Origin of the sequence: Nocardia nepalensis, from assembly GCF_048910785.1 — a bacterium.
Classification (GTDB): Bacteria; Actinomycetota; Actinomycetes; order Mycobacteriales; family Mycobacteriaceae; genus Nocardia; species Nocardia nepalensis.
The window spans coordinates 373,504-392,422 of record NZ_JBKBET010000037.1; the positions used below are offsets into that span (position 1 = coordinate 373,504).

Consider the following 18,919-nt stretch of genomic DNA (forward strand, 5'->3'; position numbering starts at 1 on the left):
ATCCATCTGGTCCCCCTAGACCTGGGAAACGGGCCGGGCCGACGCCGCACGGACATCGGCCCGCAGCTGGACCCGATCGGGCTTGCCCGGGCCGGTCACCGGCAGTTCGTGGCGAATATCGATCATGGTGGGGACGTGGTTGTCCGACAGTGCCTCGGCGATATGGCGGCGCAACTGCTGCGGGTCCACGATCGTGCCCGGTTTGGGCACGACGGCGGCGTAGATGTGCTCCACCCGGTCGGCGTCCTCGACCCCGCAGACCGCGGCCTGGGACACACCCGGGGCCTGGCTGAGTACCTTCTCCACCGCCTCGGGATGGATGCGGATTCCCTTGACCTTCATCATGTCCGCGAGCCGGCCGGCCAGATGCAGATAGCCGTCGGTGTCGAGGTATCCCAGGTCGCCGGTGCGTACCCAACCCGCACGCACCAATGCCGCGGTCGCCTCGGGCTCGTGCCAGTAACCGGCGATCGGCCAGCGCGGTATCGCGCACACCTCACCCACCTCGCCGGTAGGCAGCGCCACGCCGGATTCGGGGTGCCGGATGCTCAACGCTTCGGGGTCGAGCGGGCGTCCGACGGTGCCGCAGGAGTTCAGCTCGTCGTGGTCGTGCGGCAAGAGCATGGTCAGTACCCCGGTCTCGGTCGTGCCGTATACCTGGATCAACACCGGACCGAAGATCTCCCGGGCCTCGCGCAGCCGCAGCGGTGCCGCGGGGCTGCCGGTGTAGATCAGCTCGGTCAGGGTGGACAGGTCGGTGTCGGGCCGGTCCGGATGCTCGGCGAGCGCGTACACCTGCGGCGTGCCGAGAATGAGTCGGCCGATCCGGTAATGGGCGACCGCCCGCAACACCGCTCCCGCGTCGAAGCCGGTGTGCAGCACGACCATGCCACCGCTGACGAGCGTGTCGTCCGCACCGAATCCGCTGGAATGGGTGAGCGGCGCGGTGATCAGGAGGTTCATCGGGCCGCTGCGGCCGACGGCCGATGTGGCCATCTCGTTCTTGACCCCGAAGGGCCAGCAGACACCCTTCGACAGGCCACTCGACCCGCTGGTCTGAGTGATGACCGCGAGGTCGCCGTCGGCGATGTCCGCACACGGACCCACGCCGTCACCGGAACCGGCGGTCAGATCCACGGTGTCCGGCTGCCCGGCGCCCAGCACGGCGAGCATCGGCCGATTACTCGCATTTCCCAACAGCTCCCGCGCCCGCCCCTCGTTGGCCGGGTCGACCGCCAGCATTCGTGCACCGACATCCGCGACGACGGCGCGCTGCAGCTCAACCCGCAACTCATCGTCGGGCACGACCGCGTTCATCCCGCGCACATGCGCGGCCGTCGCGCCCACCAGGTTGGCCGCCCATCGCAGAATCAGCGTGCCGGCGGTGTTGGGCTCGGTCAGAATGCCGACGACGTCTCCGCGGTCGATGCCGCTGCGGCCCATCGCGGCCGCGGCCCGGCGGGTCGCACCGGCCAGCTCCCCCGCCGTCAGGACCACACCATCGCTGACCACCGCGGCACGGTCGGGATCCGCATCGAAATGGGTCAACAATTGCTGAACATAATGCACATGCGTAGTACTCATAACCCGGTTTCCTTTCTTTCCAGGAAATGCGACGACCAGTGGCCGAACGGGGATAAGCGCAGGTTAACCGGCGGGTACCGGTGCTCCCATCCCTCACATTGACGGCACATGCTCGCCGCGAATTACCTGCCGGCATTTCCCGGGAAGGCCGAAATTGGTCAGGCCGAGGGCCGCAGCCAACGGTCGACCCGGGCGCGCAATTCGGCCGGGAAGACGTCTTTGCGCAACAGGCAGTGCACGCCCTTGGGCGGCAGGGGGACGTCGACGTGGTGGATCTCGCTCTGGTCCGCGTACTGGGTGATCCGGAAGCTCGCCGCCATGCTGCACAATGCGTGGGCCTCGGCGCGGGTGACGCCGGATGCCGCGCTGAACCAGCTGATCATTCCGCGCAGGCAGTCGACCAGCGCGGTCTCCAGGTTGTCGGCCAGTCCGATGCCGATCCAGTGTGTGTCGGTCTCGGCCAGGGGCTGGGTCAGGCCGACGTTCTTGTGGAGGTCGTACCGCATCCGCAGCCGTTCGGCCGTGGATTTCAGGGCGGTCTGGTCGACCAGACCGTCGCCCTGCAGCGCGTGTATGTCGCCGATCCAGATCCGGGCCCCCGGCTTGGCCACGGGAAGGAACAGCGAGGAACCCACCGTGAGTTCGGGAAGCGCCAGGTTGCCGCCGTGGTCGCCGCCGATGAGCGCGCTCACCTGTTCGTCGCCCGGCGGTTCGACCGCGATGATGCCGGCGAACGGGTCGAGCGGCAGCGAGATCCCATGAACGTAGTCGGCTCGGGTGCGGGTCGGGTCGAACCGGAAGTCGTGGAAGTAGGGCTCGTCGAAGTCGTACGGCAGCGCGCCGGCCCTGGTGGGGAAGGCGTTGCCGCCCCAGTCGGCCAGCCGCAGTTCCATCAGCCGACACTCGACGATGTCGCCCGGTTCGGCACCGGTCACCTCGACCGGGCCGATGATCTGGAACGGGCAGCCCGGATATTCCTTGCGCAGCCGCGCACGGTCCGCCGAGGACATGCCGTACCGCAGCTGGTTCTGCCAGTTCGTCCAGGTGTCCGGGTAGAGAACCTCGTCACCGGGCTCGATCTTGGCGGCCGGCGCCGCTGCGGAATCGAGAACTCCCGGCCGGACAGTGGCCAATGTGGACCGAACCGTATGCATCGTCACGGCTCTCACGCTAGACAGGCCGGCCAGGCAAGTGCGGGCATCACGAGCAAGACTGTCAACCTGACTGAAGGGCGCGGATCCCTTGGAAGGATCCGCTCTGCGTGGCGTCTACCAGGCTGAGGGATGCCCCGGTCAGCTCGGCCGCTTCTACTCTCCTAACGCGGGCCGAAGGGTTACGCCCATCTGGTGCCGGACCGGGTCCGCTCTACGAGAGGACGTGGGACCCGTGCGTGCCGAACTGATCAGAGCCCTCCCCCTGGTGTTGCGGGAGCACGCGGGCAGCTTCGCTGAAAAGGTCGCCTTCGAGGACGACAAGCGGGCGGTCACCTACGGCGATCTGGAGGCGCGGACCCGGCGGCTGGCGGGGCACCTGGCGGGCCTCGGCGTGCGGCGCGGCGACCGCGTGATGATCTGCCTGCGCAACAGCGTGGAGATGCTCGAGAGCTACCTCGCCATCGTTCGCGCCGGCGCGGTCGGGGTGCCGGTCAACCCCGCGTCCACCGACTCCGAACTGGACTATCTCCTGGCCGACAGCCGCGCGGCCGTCGTCATCACCGACCCCGTGCACGTCGCGGGCTTCCTGCGCTCGCCGTCCCTGGCCCCCGACGCCTCGATGCTCGTGACCGGCGACGCACCCGCGCACCCGTCGGTCCACGCCTACCAGGAGCTCATCCGGACCGAGCCAACACAACCCGCCCGGGACGATCTCGGCCTGGACGAGGTGGCGTGGATGTTCTATACCTCTGGGACCACCGGACAGCCGAAGGGAGTGCTGTCCACTCAGCGCAACTGCTTGTACTCGGTGGCAGCGAGCTATGTACCGATCCCGGGGCTGTCGGCCGACGATCGCGTGCTGTGGCCGCTGCCCTTGTTCCACAGCCTTTCCCATATCGCGTGCGTGCTGGCGGTGACTGTGGTCGGCGCGACCGCCCGGATCATGGACAGCCCATCCGGGGAGGAGTTCCTGGCGGCCGCCCGGGAAACCCGGGCCACCTTCGTGGCGGGTGCGCCGACCACCTACCACTATCTGCTGCAGGCGCGCGGGCAGCGCCGAATCGCCCTGCCGGATCTGCGGATCGGGCTGGTCGGGGGCGCGGTCACCGGTCCCGAGCTGTGCCGGTCGTTCCGCGAGGTTTTCGGGGTGCCGCTGGTCGACGCGTACGGCAGTACCGAGACGTGCGGGGCGATCACCATGAACCCACCGGACGGCGTCCGCGTCGACGGGTCGTGCGGGCTTCCGGTGCCCGGCGTCGACGTCCGTATCGTCGACCCGGAGACCGGCCGTGACATGCCGGTCGACGTCGAGGGCGAGGTGTGGGTGCGCGGCCCGAACGTGACGTCGGGCTACCACAACAAACCGGAGGCGACCGCGGCGGCGTTCCGGGACGGCTGGTATCGCACGGGTGACCTCGCTCGCCGGGACGCCGCCGGGTACTTCACCCTCTGCGGCCGGATCAGCGATCTGATCATCAGGGGCGGGGAGAACGTCCATCCGGAGGAGATCGAGGCGGTTCTTCGCGGCGCTGCGGGGATCGCCGACGTCGGCGTGGCCGCCCTGCCGCACGAGGTGCTGGGTGAAGTGCCCGTCGCCTACGTGGTCGCGGACCCCGCGGGCGTCGAGATCGGTGCCGTGATCGAACGGTGCCGCCGGGAGCTGTCCACGTTCAAGGTGCCCACAGAGATCTACGAGGTTGTCAGCGTTGCGCGGACCGCATCGGGGAAGATCCAGCGCCGCCGACTGGCCGATCAGCCCGCCGTGCTGCGGTACACGGCCAGCGGATGGCATGACGGAGTCATGCGCATGGAATGGGTGCCCGCGCCGTCACCCGGCACCGCCCGCCCCGCGCCGACGACCTGCGTGTTCGTGGGCTCGGACCTTGCCGCCGTCGCGGGTCGGTCCTCCTGTTACGCCGATCTGGCCACGGCCGACGCCGCCGAGATGACGGTGCTGCTCGCGCCCGATACGTCCGGCACCTGGGCGGAACACTGCGCCCGGACCCGGGAGCTGGTCGACGAGGTGACCGCGTGGGCCGCTCGAGTCGAATCGGGGCACCTGGTCCTGCTGACCCGGCGCGCGGTGGCGGTGTCGGACCGGGACGAGCCGACCGATCCCGCTCAGGCCATGCTGGCGGCCGCGACGGCCCGAGTTCTGGGGAGCCGCGCAATCCTGGTCGACGTGGACGGTGAATCACCGATCGACGCCGTGCCATACGCGATCCTGCGTGACGAACCGCGCTGGGCGGTGCGTTCCGGCGAACTCTTGGTGGCCCGGCTGACCCGCCAGGCCGTCCCGGACCGTTCGATGCGGGATTCGTGGTCGGGCGCCGACGGCATCGTCGTGCTGACCGGTGCGGACACCGCGCGCGGTGCCGCGGTGGCACGCCACCTGGCCGCCGTCCACCCGAACGAGCAACTGCTGCTGATCGGCGACGGGGACACCGCGTGGGAGTCAGCGATCGCGGCGGGCCCCGTCGCCGCGGTGATCCTCGCCGACGGCGACCCGGAACTGGCCCGAAGGCTGAGCATCGTTGCGGACTCCGATCGGACCCCGTTCATCGCGATCGCCGACCCGCACGACGTCACCGGGGCGGACCCCGGCCGGGCGGTCGCGGCGGCCATGGTGGAAGCCGTGGTCCACGATCGCCGTCGGCGCGGTCTGGCCGGCTCACTGCTGACCTGGTGCGAACCGGACACTCCGGGTTCGCCCTGGATGCGAGACGGGTTGTTCGCACTCGGCACGCTCCTCGCCACCTCGGATCCCGCGCCGCTGTTCGCCCTGGGTGCGCGCCGGCGGGAGCCGGGGGTCGGCGTGCCCGTTCTGCTGCCCGACGCCGTCGGGCAGCCGCTCGCCCAGGACGGACTCGACGACACGGGGTCCGCGCTCCGAGAAGAACTGGCACTCCTGGACCGGCACGCGCAACACGCGCTGCTGCAAGCCATGGTCCGAGGCGAGACCGCGGCGACCCGGCCCCGGCCCGGTGCGGTCGGCGTCCCGGCGGACCGGACGTTCCGGGATCTCGGGTACACCTCGGCCGAGATCGTCGAACTGCGTACGCGACTGATGGCCAGGACCGGTCTGAAGCTGCCGACCGGAGTGGCGTTCGACCATCCGACGCCGCGCGCGCTGGCCGAGTACCTGCACGCCGAACTGGTCGGTCACACGGCCACCGGCCCCGCCGTCGGCACTGGGTCCGGGATCGACGAGCCGGTGGTTATCGTTGGGATGTCCTGCCGGTTGCCGGGTGGTATCACCGGACCGGACGAGCTGTGGCGTCTGGTCAGCGAGGGCCGGGAGGCGTCCGGGCCGTTTCCGACCGACCGCGGCTGGGACCTGGCGGAACTGTTCGATGCCGACCCGGGCCGCGCCGGGACCTCGTATGTCGACCGCGGCGGATTCCTCGACGGCGCGGCGGAGTTCGACGCCGACTTCTTCGGCATCTCCCCGCGCGAGGCGCTTGCCATGGACCCGCAGCAGCGGGTGCTGTTGGAGGTCGCGTGGGAGGGGTTGGAGCACGCGGGAATCGACGCGGCGTCGTTGCAGGGCACCGACACCGGGGTCTTCGTCGGCCTGATGGAGCAGGGCTACGGCACCGGCGGACCGGTGCCCGAGGAGCTCGAAGCCTTTCAGACGACCGGAACCGCGGGCAGCGTCGCGTCGGGCCGGATCTCCTATCTGCTCGGCTTGCGGGGACCGGCGATCACCGTGGACACGGCGTGCTCATCCTCACTGGTCGCCTTGCATCTGGCCGCCCACGCACTGCGGCGGGGCGAGTGCTCGCTGGCATTGGCCGGTGGTGCGACGGTGATGGCCACCCCCCAGTCCTTCGTCGAGTTCTCCCGGCAGCGGGCATTGGCCGCGGACGGCCGGTGCAAGTCCTATGCCTCGGCCGCCGACGGCACCGCATGGGCGGAAGGCGCCGGGATGCTGGTCCTGGAACGGCTCGGCGACGCGCGCCGCAACGGGCACCGGATCCTGGCCGTGCTGCGCGGTTCCGCGGTGAACTCCGACGGCGCGTCGAACGGCCTCACCGCACCGAATGGCGCCGCGCAGCAACGGGTCATCCGGCAGGCACTGGCATCGGCGGGCCTGAGTCCGGCGGATGTCGACACGGTGGAGGGGCACGGCACCGGGACCGTGCTGGGCGACCCGATCGAGGCCGAGGCATTGCTGGCCACCTACGGCCGGGACCGGGACGCCGACCAGCTGCTGTGGCTGGGCTCGCTCAAATCGAATGTCGGCCATACGCAGGCCGCGGCCGGTGTCGCCGGCGTGATCAAAATGGTCGAGGCGCTTCGCCACGGTGTCCTGCCGTCGACACTCAACGTGGACGAGCCCACATCGCGTGTCGACTGGTCGGCCGGCGCGGTCGCGCTGCTGACGGAAAGCCGACCCTGGCCGCACCGTGGTCGTCCGCGTCGCGCGGGAGTCTCCAGCTTCGGCCTGAGCGGAACCAACGCCCACGTGATCCTGGAGGAAGCACCCCCGCGTCCAGCCGTCCCGCAGCCCGCACCGCCGGCGCAGCCGATCATGCCGCTGATCCTGTCGGCCCGCGGAGCACGGGCGCTGCGCCGGCAGGCGGACCGGCTCATCCCGCTCATCCAATCCGCCGACGAGTCGTCGTGGGTCGACGTCGCCGTGGCGCTGGCGGCTCGACGAAAGACCATGGACGAGCGCGCCGTCGTGCTGGCCGGTTCCCGGGACGAGGCGCTGGCGGGCCTGCGCGCGCTGGCCGGGGACGAGGCCGGTCCCCTCGTGCTGCGTGGCAGCGCCACCTCCGACGCGTCGTCCGGCGTCGTGCTGATCTTTCCGGGGCAGGGCGCGCAGTGGGCCGGAATGGGCCGTGAGCTGCTGGATACCTCCCCGGCGTTCGCCGCGGTCGTCCAGGAGTGCGCTCAGCTGCTGACCGAATGGGCGGACTGGTCGCTGATCGACGTACTGCGCGGCGAGGCCGATCAGGAACTACTGGAACGCGTCGACGTCATCCAGGTGGCGAGCTTCGCGATGATGGCCGGATTGGCCGCGCTGTGGACGTCGGCGGGGGTCCGGCCCGATGCGGTAGTGGGCCACTCGCAAGGCGAGATCGCCGCGGCATACGTCGCCGGGGCGCTCTCCCTGCGCGATGCCATGCGGGTCGTCGCGGTCCGGAGCCAGACGATCGCCGAGGCCTTGTCCGGCCGAGGCGGCATGGCATCGGTACGCCTCGACGCCTCCGACGCGACGGCGCGGCTGGCGAAATGGGACGGCCGGGTCCAGATCGCCGCGGTGAACGGCCCGTCCTCGGTGGTCATCTCCGGTGACTCGGAGGTGCTGACCGAAGCGTTGCGCGAACTGGCCGAATCCGGTGTCGAGGTCCGGCGGGTGGAAGTCGACTACGCATCGCACAGCGACCAGGTCGAGGCCATCCGGGAGCGCTTGGCGGTCGCGCTGGCCGGTCTGTCTCCCGCCGAGCCAACAGTGCCCCTCCACTCGACCGTGACCACATATCGGGCCGAGGGTGCGCTGGACGGCGACTACTGGTACCGCAACCTGCGGCAACAGGTCCGTTTCGGTCCGACGATCGACCGCCTGCTCGAGCAGGGTTTCGGCACATTCGTCGAGGTCAGCCCCCACCCGGTGCTCGTACAGCCGGTCGCCGAGGCCATACACGAGGCAGGCGTGGAAGCGGTCGTCGCCGGTTCGTTGCGCCGGGACAACGGAGGGATCGGCCGTCTGCTTCGATCGATGGCCGAACTGTTCGTCCGCGGCGTCCCGGTCGATTGGCGCAGTCTGCTCCCGGCGGCCGACCAGGCCGCATGGATCGACCTGCCAACCTACCCGTTCGAGCGGCGACGATTCTGGCGACGTCCGGTGGTTGCCGCCGGTGCGTCCGGCCTGGGCCTGGACGACGCCGGGCACCCCCTGCTCGGCGCGCTCGTCCGGCTGCCCGATTCCGGCGGCCTGATCGCGACCGGGCGCTGGTCCGCGTCGATTCTGCCCTGGTCGGCCGGCGACCAGGTACCCGAGGCGGCCCTCGTCGAGCTGGCACTGTGGGCGGGTGACCTGGTCGGCGCCCCGGTCGTCGAGGAGATGACCATCGACCGGGCCGTCGCGTTGCCACGCCACGGCGGCCGCAACGTACGGATCGTCGTGGGGCCGCCGGACACTACCCACCGGCGATCGCTGACGATCCATTCGGCTTCGGCGGGAGCCCCCGAGGAGTGGACGCCGCACGCCACCGGCACCGTGGCACCGGCGGCCCGATCCGCCGCCGAGCCCGCCGGCGGCCCCGCGGTCGAGGCCGCTCTCGACGACGCTGAGCGGCTGGACGCGCACCGCTACGGCATCCACCCGGCACTGCTCGACGCGGCAGTCCGGTCCGTGCTGTCCCCCGATCAGCGGCCGAAGACCTGGCGAGGCGTCCGGCTCCTGGCCTCCGGCGCCGACACTGTCGGCGTCCGGTCCACACCCGTCGGCGACCGACCGGCCTTCCGCGTCGAGCTGGCCGATCCGGCCGGGCAGCCGGTGCTGGCGGTGGCCGAGCTGGTCGCCGAGCAGCACGCGTCCACCGCGACCCTCTTCCACCTGGATTGGGTCGACTACCCGATGCCCCGTGACACCCCTGCGTCCGGCCGCGCCGCCCAGCACGTCACCAATGCCGCCGATGTCGCCGACGCCGCGGCGACACTGCTGATCCACGAGGCCGACGTCTCGGCCGGCGACCCGCGCGCGGCGGTCGTCAAGGTGCTCGAGCTGATCCAGGCGTTTCTCGCCCAGGGTGCGGACAACGCCCGGCTGGTGATCGTCACGCCGGACGAGGACGGGATCGCCACCAGCGCCGTCTGGGGGCTCGTCCGCTCCGCCCAGTCGGAGCACCCCGGCCGACTGGTGCTGGTGGCCACCGACGGGGCGGCCCAGGCGACCGCCTCCGTCCTCGCGGCCGCGGACAGCGGTGAACCGCAGCTCAGGCTCCGGGACGGCCGGGTGCAAGTGCCCCGGTTGGCGCGGCTGGACCCGGTCGCACCTGCACCCGCAACCCGGCCGCTCGATCCCGACGGCACCGTGCTGATCACCGGTGGTACCGGAACGCTCGCGGCGGTCACCGCGCGGCACCTCGTCGCCGAGCACGGCATCCGTCACCTGATCCTGGCCGGTCGGCGCGGCCCTGCGGCCGACGGAGCGGCGGCCCTGCACGACGAACTGGTCGGGCTCGGCGCGACCGTTCGGCTCGTGGCCGCCGATGTAGCGGACCGCGAGCAGGTGGCGGCGCTGCTGGCCACCGTCCCCGAGCGGCACCCGCTGACCGCGGTCGTGCACACCGCCGGGGTATTGGACGACGCGGTGATCACCGAGCTCGACCCACAACGCGTCGACGCCGTGTTCGGTGCGAAGGTGGACGCGGCCCGCCACCTGGACGACCTCACCCGTGACCTCGACCTCGCCGCCTTCGTTCTCTACTCCTCGGCCGCGGGTGTGCTCGGCAACCCGGGACAGGGAAACTACGCCGCGGCCAACGCGGCACTGGACGCCGTGGCGCGGGACCGCCGGCGCACCGGGCTGGCGGCGGTCTCGATCGCGTGGGGTTACTGGGACCGAGCCAGTGGCCTGACCCGCCATCTCGGCCACGCCGACCACCGGCGGAACCGGGACATCGGCATGATCGGCCTGTCCGACGGCGACGGGATGGCGTTGTTCGACCAGTCCTTGCGGATCGGCGACGACGTCGACGCGGCCGTGGTCGCGGCCGGATTCGCCCCGGCCACGTTCCAGGCGGTCGATGAAACGCGGGTGCCGTTCGTGCTGCGCGGCCTGGCACCGGCCGGGCGGCCGGTCAACCGGGCCGGTGCGACCGTGCGGCCGGCTCCAGCGGTGCCGGCCGCCCCGTCCGGCGGGATCAGCGCGCTACCCGCGGCGGAGCAGTTCGACGCCCTGGTCGACCTGATCCGCCGGCAGTGCTCCCTCGTCCTCGGCCATGCGAGCACGGACGAGGTCCGGCTCGACCGGACGTTCAAGGACTCGGGCTTCGACTCGCTCACCGCGCTCGAATTGCGCAATCGGCTCGCCACCGCGACCGGGCTGACCCTGTCCCCCGCGATGATCTTCGACTATCCGCGGCCGCGGTCCCTGGCGGCCCATCTGCAGGCCAAGCTCCTCGACGACACGCAGGCTCGGCCGGCGACCGGGGAGCCGAGGGCGGCGACCGGGGAGCCGATCGCCATTGTCGCGATGGCCTGCCGGTTCCCCGGCGGCGTGCGCAGCCCCGAGGACCTGTGGCGGCTGCTCACCGCGGAGACCGACACGGTCACCGAGTTTCCCGCCGACCGCGGCTGGGACACCGACCGGCTGTTCGATCCCGATCCGGACCACCTCGGCACCACCTACGTCCGCCACGGCAGCTTCCTCGACGAGCCCGGCGCGTTCGACGCCGCCTTCTTCGGCATCTCGCCGCATGAGGCGCTGGCGATGGACCCGCAGCAGCGGCTGGTCATGGAGACCTCGTGGGAGCTGCTCGAACGGGCCGGCATCGACCCGAGCAGTCTGGCCGGCCGAGACGTCGGCGTATTCGTCGGGGTCAACAGCCACGACTGGACCCTACGCACGCATCACGCATCCGACGTGGAGGGCTTCCGCCTGACCGGCGGCTCCGGCAGTGTCCTGTCCGGACGGGTGGCCTACCACCTGGGCCTGGAGGGACCCGCGATCACCGTGGACACCGCTTGCTCTTCCTCACTGGTGGCCCTGCACCTGGCCGTGCAGGCCATCCGGAACAACGAGTGCTCGATGGCGCTGGCGGGCGGCGTGATGGTGATGAGCAGCGTGGAGACCTTCGTCGAGTTCTCGCGGCAGCGCGGGCTCGCCCCCGACGGCCGCTGCAAGGCGTTCGCCGACGCGGCGGACGGTACCGGCTGGTCGGAGGGAGTCGGGTTCCTACTGGTCGAGCCGCTCTCGCGCGCCCGTGCGCAGGGCCACCAGGTGCTGGCCCTGGTCAGCGGGACGGCGGTGAACTCCGACGGCGCCTCCAATGGACTCACCGCACCGAACGGCCCGTCGCAGCAGCGCGTGATCCGCAAGGCGCTCGCCGCGGCCGGACTGCGGGGCGATGAGGTCGACGCCGTCGAAGGGCACGGAACCGGGACCACGCTCGGCGACCCGATCGAGGCGCAGGCGCTGCTGGAGACCTACGGCCGCGGCCGACCGGCCGAGCGGCCGCTCTGGCTCGGGTCGGTGAAGTCGAATATCGGCCACACCCAGGCCGCGGCCGGTGTCGCGGGCGTGATCAAGATGGTGATGGCGATGCGCAACGGCGTCCTGCCCCGGACACTGCATGTCGACCGGCCGTCGACCCATGTGGACTGGGCGGCGGGCGCGGTCCGGCTGCTCACCGAGCGCCGCGACTGGCCTCGTGCCGGGCAGCCACGCCGGGTCGGGGTGTCGTCGTTCGGCATCGGCGGGACCAATGCTCACGTCATCCTGGAGGAGACCGCCGAGCACGACACCGACGAGATGACCGCGGCCCCTGCCCTGGATCGGCCCTCGGACGAGTTCTGCGTGCCGGTTCCGGTCTCCGGTCACACAGCGGTCGCGCTGCGGGCCCAGGCCGGCAGGCTGGCGGACTTCGTGGCATCGCGACCGGAGCTCGAGCCCGCCGACCTCGCCCTCGCGCTGGCCACCGGCCGGGCGCAGCTCGACCGGCGGGCGGTCCTGGTGGTCCGGCATCGTGACACGTTGGTCAGCGATCTGCGCAGTCTGGCCGAGGGTTCGGCTCCGGCCATCGGTGGTGCCCCGGTCGACGGCAAGCTGGCGGTCCTGTTCACCGGGCAGGGAAGTCAGTGGCCCGGCATGGGCCGGGACCTCGCGGCCGGTTTCCCGGTCTTCGCCGAGGCGTTCACCGACGCCTGCCGAGCCGTCGAGAAGCACTGGGCCGGTCATGCCACGGCACCGCTGCCCGAGGTCGTCTTCGCCGCCCCCGATGCGCAGGCCGACAGGCTGATCGATCAGACGATCTATACCCAAGCTGGTCTGTTCGCCCTGGAAACCGCGCTGTATCGGCTCTACGAGTCGTGGGGACTGCACCCGGACCTGCTCGCCGGACACTCCGTCGGTGAGATCGCCGCCGCCCACGTCAGCGGGGTACTCGACCTTGCCGACGCGGGAAAGCTGGTCGCCGCGCGTGCCCGGCTGATGCAGGCGCTGCCGACCAGCGGAGCCATGGTCGCCGTCCAGGCGAGGGAGGCCGAGGTGATACCGCTGCTGGTGGAGGCGCCCGGCGTCGTCGACCTCGCGGCGGTCAACAGCGCCCGGTCGGTGGTGCTGTCCGGAGATGAGGTCGGCGTGCTCTGGGTGGCGAGCACACTCGCCGAGCTCGGCCACAAGACCCGCCGGTTGCCGGTGAGTCATGCCTTCCACTCGCCGTTGATGCGACCGATGCTCGCCGAGTTCCGGGAGGTCGCCGAGTCGCTCACCTACCGGCCGAACCGGGTGCCCGTCGTGTCGACGGTCACCGGCCGACTGGATGCCGGACAGCAGTTCGCAACGGCCGACTACTGGGTCGACCAGGTGTGCGCCACGGTCCGGTTCGGGGATGCGGTGACCTCGCTGCGCGATCAGGGCGTGACGACCTTCCTGGAGCTCGGGCCGGGCGGTGTGCTCACCACGATGGCCTCGGAGTGCTTGGACTCCTCGGCGGCGTCCTGCGTTGCGACGCTGCGCGCGGACGGCGCGGAAGTTGCCGACGTGGTGGCGGCCCTAGGCGAACTGCACGTCCGCGGCGTGGCCCTGGATTGGCCCGCGGTCGTCGGCCGACCGGCCGGTACCGCCAGCGTCCTGGCCACCGAGTTGCCGACCTACGCGTTCCAGAGCCGGCGGTACTGGCTCGACCAGGAGTCGCTCGGCGACGCGGTCCTCGCGGTCACCGACAAGGCGGCCGACGGCGAGGAGGACGCTCAGGAGAGCGTCGCCACCCTGTTGGCGGGCCGGTCCCGCGGCGAACGCGAGCGGATCGCACTCGAGGTGATCTGGGAGTCGGTGGCGGTCGTGCTGGGCTATCAGCGGGGCGATCTCGCCGCGATGGAGGACGACCAGTCGTTCAACAGCCTGGGCTTCGATTCGCTGGGCGGAGTACGGCTACGCAACCGGCTGTATGACCTCACTGGCGTCGACCTGCCCGTGACGGCGGTCTTCGACTATCCGACGCCGAAGATCCTCGCGGCGCGCCTACTGGGCGGCGAGGTCGCCGAGCTGACCGATCGGGTTTCGGCGCCCCCGGCCGACCCCGACGAGCCCATCGCGATCATCGGCATGGGCGTGCGACTGCCCGGCGGCGTGGAGACCCCCGACGACCTGTGGCGGCTGGTCATCGAGGGACGCGACGCGATCTCCGGATTTCCCGCCGACCGGGGTTGGGACATCGACGGGCTCTACCATCCGGATCCCGCGCACCCCGGGACCACATACACCCGGTCGGGTGGCTTCCTCTACGACGCCGCCCAGTTCGACCCCGGGCTGTTCGGGATATCCCCACGCGAGGCGCTGGCCATGGACCCGCAACAACGGCTGCTCCTGGAGGCATCCTGGGAGGCCATGGAGCGGGCCGGTATCGACCCGCTGTCCGCCCGAGGCCAAGCGATCGGTGTGTTCACCGGCATCGTGCACCACGACTACGCGACACGGCTGAACCGGATTCCCGAGGATGTCCGGGGATACATCATGACCGGCACGTCAGCGAGTGTTGCGTCGGGCCGGATCGCGTACGTCTTCGGCTTCGAGGGGCCCGCGGTGACCCTGGACACCGCGTGCTCGTCCTCTCTGGTCGCGATCCATCAGGCCGCGCACGCACTCCGGCACGGCGAGTGCACGATGGCGCTGGCCGGCGGGGCCACGGTGATGTCCAGCCCAGAGGCGTTCGTCGAGTTCTCCACCCAGCGCGGGCTCTCCGCCGACGGCCGGTGCAAGTCGTTCTCGTCCTCCGCGGACGGCACCGGCTGGTCCGAGGGCGTCGGCGTGGTGCTGCTGGAGCGGCTCTCGGTGGCACAGCAGCGTGGCCACCGCGTGCTGGCCACGCTGCGCGGGTCGGCGGTGAACTCCGACGGTATGTCCAACGGGTTGACCGCGCCGAACGGGGCGGCGCAGCAACGGGTGATCCGGCAGGCCCTCGCCGCGGCCGGCCTGGGTCCGGCCGACGTGGACGCGGTGGAGGCCCACGGAACCGGCACGGTACTCGGCGACCCGATCGAGGCGGGGGCATTGCTCGCTACGTACGGGAAAGCCCGGGATGCCCAGCAGCCGCTGTGGCTCGGGTCGTTGAAATCCAACATCGGGCACACCCAAGCGGCCGCCGGCGTGGCCGGCGTGATCAAGATGGTCGAGGCGCTGCGGCACGGTGTGCTGCCGCCGACCATCAATGTCGAGGAACCGACCGAACAGGTGGACTGGTCGGCCGGCACCCTTGCGCTGCTGACCGAGCCACAGCAATGGCCGTCGACCAGCCGGCCCCGGCGAGTCGGCGTATCCGCGTTCGGCGCCAGCGGAACCAACGCGCATCTGATCCTCGAGCAGGCCCCGTCCGAGGAAGAGGCTGCGACCGCCCTGTCCGAGGATTCGGAACCGTCGCGGCGGCTCGCGACGAACGTCGTGCCGCTGGTGGTGTCCGCCAAGAGCATCCGGTCGCTCGGCGCGCAGGCCGCCCGGCTGCGGACGATTGTGGACAGCCCCGTTCAATCCGGCGAACCGGCGCTGCCGGCAATAGCCGACGCCCTCGTGCGCGGCAGGGCGATGCTGCCGGAGCGAGCGGTCGTGCTGGCCGGATCGCGAGATGAGGCGCTGGCGGGTCTCGACGCGCTCGCCCGCGGCGCGGCGGCGCCCAACCTGACCACGGGCAGTGTCGTCGGCTCCGGAGCACCCGGCCGACTGGTTCTCGTCTTCCCCGGCCAGGGATCGCAATGGGTGGGCATGGGGCGCACGTTGCTGGACGGTTCCGCGGTCTTCCGAGCGCGGATCGACGAGTGCGCGCGGGCGCTCGAACCCTGGGTGGACTGGTCGCTGACCGATGTCCTGCGCGGCGAGGTCGACGAACAGACCCTCGAACGCGTGGACGTCGTCCAGCCTGCGAGCTTCGCGATGATGGTCGGTCTGGCCGCGCTCTGGGCCTCGGTGGGCGTGCGGCCCGACGCGGTGGTGGGCCATTCTCAGGGAGAGATCGCGGCGGCATGCGTCGCCGGTGCCTTGTCGCTGGCCGATGCGGCCCGCGTCGTCGCGGTGCGCAGCCAGGCGATCGCGACCCTACTTTCCGGCAGCGGCGGCATGGCCTCGGTGATGCTCAGCGCGGGCGAGGCGAACGACCGCCTGGCCGCCTGGTCCGGCAAGCTCGAGGTGGCCGTGGTGAACGGCCCGTCCTCGGTGGTCATCGCCGGTGACGAGCAGTCGCTGACCGAGGCTCTGGAGTCCTTCCAGCGGGCCGGCGTACCGACCCGCACGGTGCCGGTGGACTACGCCTCGCATACCCGCCACGTCGAGCGCATCGAGGACGTCCTGGCGACGGCCTTGCGCGGGATCGGCACCCAACCTCTGCGCATTCCGTTCTACTCGACGGTGACCGGTGGCTGGGTCGACAGTGGCGATTCGCTCGGCGCGGACTACTGGTATCAGAACCTGCGGCGGCCGGTCGGTTTCGGCCCGGCCGCGGCGAGCCTGCTGAGCCAGGGTTTCGGAGTGTTCCTGGAAGTCAGCGCGCATCCGGTCCTGGTACAGCCGATGACCGACGTCATCGACGATCCGGACTCGCCCGCCCAGCCCGGCGGCGCCGGGCGACCGATCGTCTGCGGCACGCTGCGGCGGGACGCCGACGGTCCGGCAGCCTTCCTCGCCGCGGCCGCGCGGCTCTTCGTCGGCGGTGTGCCACTCGACTGGGGCGCGACATTGCCGCCGCAACGGCCCCGGTGCGCAGCCGAGTTGCCCACCTATGCCTTCGACCACCAGCACTTCTGGCTGACCGAAGCCGCTGCGGATCATGACGGATCGACCGGCACCACGCCGGATGCCGACTTCTGGAACGCGATCGACGACGCCGACCCGGCGGCTCTGGCCGCCATGCTCGAGCTGTCCGCCGATCAGCGCGAGGCCTTGGACGCGGTACTGCCGGCCATCGCCGACTGGCGGCAGGCACGCGAAAGCTGGTCGGCCTCGGCGAGTCTGCGGTACACGATCGGCTGGGTCCCGCCCCGGCGCGAAGCCCTGGGGGTGCCCGACGGTCGCTGGCTGGTGATCACCCCCGCAGCCGCGGACCTCTCGCGCGCGGATGTGCTCGACCAACTGCGGGCCAACGGCCTCGCCGTGGTGCCCTGGGCGGTAGAAACCGGCCTGTCCGGGGATGAACTCGCCCGTCGGCTCGGCGAAGTCGTGGCCGATGACGGAGTGGCCGGAGTCCTGTCCCTGCTCGCGCTCCCGGACCCGACCGAGAACGACCGGCCGGACCCGGTGGCGCTCACCACCTCCACGCTGACCCTGATCCAGGCGCTCGACGCGGCCGGTGTCACCGCGCCGCTGTGGTGCCTGACCCAGGGCGCGGTCAGCGTCGGTGTCCGCGACGCCGACGTGCGGGCGGCCCACGTCGCCCAGGCGGCGGTGTGGGGCCTGGGCCGGGCGGCCGCACTCGAGCGCCTGGACCGCTGGGGTGGCTTGATCGATCTGCCCGCCGAACTGGACGGCCGTGCCGTCCGGCACCTGCTCGGCGTGCTGACCGGGGTCACAGGTGAGGACCAAGTGGCCATTCGACGGTCCGGCGTCCACGTCCGGCGGCTGCGCCATGCCACCGGTCCGGCGGCGACCGGGGGTGAACGGCGTTGGCGGCCTCGGGGGACGGTCCTGGTCACCGGTGGTGCGGAGGGCCTCGGACGGCACGTCTCGCTGTGGCTGGCGCAGGCCGGAACCGACCGATTGGTGGTCACGACCAGCGGGTCCGAGCCCGGCGAGCGGGTCGAGTCACTGCGCGAGGAGCTGGCGAAGCTGGGCAACGGTACCGTCGTCGAGTCGTGCGCGGACGGCGACCGGCACGCGCTCGCCGACCTCGTCCACGCCCCGGGCTGCCCGTTGACCGCAGTCATCCACGCCGCCGACATGTCGCTGACCAGCCCGATCGACCAGACCGGTGACGTGGAGGTCGCCGCGGTCTTCCAGGCCAAGGTGGACACCGCGCTCTGGCTGAGCGAGCTGACGGCCGAGCTTCCGCTCGACGCGTTCGTCGTCTTCTCCTCGATCGCCGGTGTCTGGGGCGGTGGCGGTCAGGCGGCCGCCGGCGCGGCGAACGCGGTCCTCGATGCGCTGGTGCGGCGCCTGCGGGCAGACGGCGTCCCGGCGCAGGCGATCGCATGGGGTGCGCTGACCGTGACCGGGGCGGGAATGGACGAGGAGACTCTGGCCCAGCTCCGGCGGCGCGGAGTCATCCCGATGGCACCCGATACGGCGCTGGCCGCACTGGACATGGCGATCCAGACGGCCACAGAATCGGTGGTCGTCGCCGACATGGACTGGCGCGCCTTCATCGTGCCGTTCACCTCGGCCCGCACCAGCCCGCTCTTCGACGATCTGCCGGAGGCCGAGGCGGCGATCGACGCGGCACAGCCGTCCACCGAGTCCACGGAGGGCGCGTCAGCGCTGATCACCTCGCTGCGCGCGGCCGGGGCGGCCGAGCAGGAGCGGATCCTGCTCCGGCTGGTGCGCAGCCAGGCGTCCACGGTCCTCGGTCACAGTGGTGCCGACGGGATCGGTCCGGCCCAGGCGTTCCAGGATGTCGGTTTCGACTCGCTGGCGGCAGTCAACTTCCGCAACAGTCTGATCACCGCCACCGGCCTGAGGCTGCCGGCCACACTGATTTTCGACTATCCGACGCCGCAGGCGGTGGTCGAATACCTACGCTCGGAACTGCTCGGGGCCGAGGACGACGTGGATGCCCGCGAGGAGGACGTGCGCCGGATCCTGGCCTCGGTGCCGTTCGAGCGGTTCAAGCAGGCCGGCGTCCTCGAGGCGTTGCTCGGCCTAGCCGACGCCGAGGCGGGCGGGGAGGCGGACGAGGGCCCCGGGTCAGCGCAGACGGCCGACGACGAGCTCATCGACGCCATGGATATCGACAGTCTGATCGAGCGGGCACTCGGCTCCGGCAGCTGAACGAAAACCGGCCCGGCGGAGGGGCAGCGCACTTCGGCTG

3 protein-coding genes are annotated in these 18,919 nt (G+C 71.3%); 1 reads left to right on the forward strand and 2 read right to left on the reverse strand.

The features are described from left to right. Positions 1 to 15: 15 nt before the first annotated feature. Both ACHQ4I_RS33305 and ACHQ4I_RS33310 read right to left on the reverse strand, forming a co-directional pair. The gene (locus tag ACHQ4I_RS33305; RefSeq protein WP_420775855.1) at positions 16 to 1,584 is read right to left on the reverse strand and encodes an ANL family adenylate-forming protein; all 1,569 of its coding nucleotides are present in this window, start codon (positions 1,582 to 1,584) and stop codon (positions 16 to 18) included. Positions 1,585 to 1,742: 158 nt separating this feature from the next. Continuing rightward, complete coding sequence (locus ACHQ4I_RS33310) at positions 1,743 to 2,738, reverse strand: acetamidase/formamidase family protein (protein WP_420776075.1); 996 nt, start codon at positions 2,736 to 2,738, stop codon at positions 1,743 to 1,745. A gap of 223 nt (positions 2,739 to 2,961) precedes the next feature. Between ACHQ4I_RS33310 and ACHQ4I_RS33315 the strand changes: the two genes are divergently transcribed. Continuing rightward, on the forward strand, positions 2,962 to 18,879 hold the full coding sequence (locus ACHQ4I_RS33315; protein WP_420775856.1) for a type I polyketide synthase: 15,918 nt from the start codon (positions 2,962 to 2,964) through the stop codon (positions 18,877 to 18,879). Positions 18,880 to 18,919 lie beyond the last annotated feature (40 nt).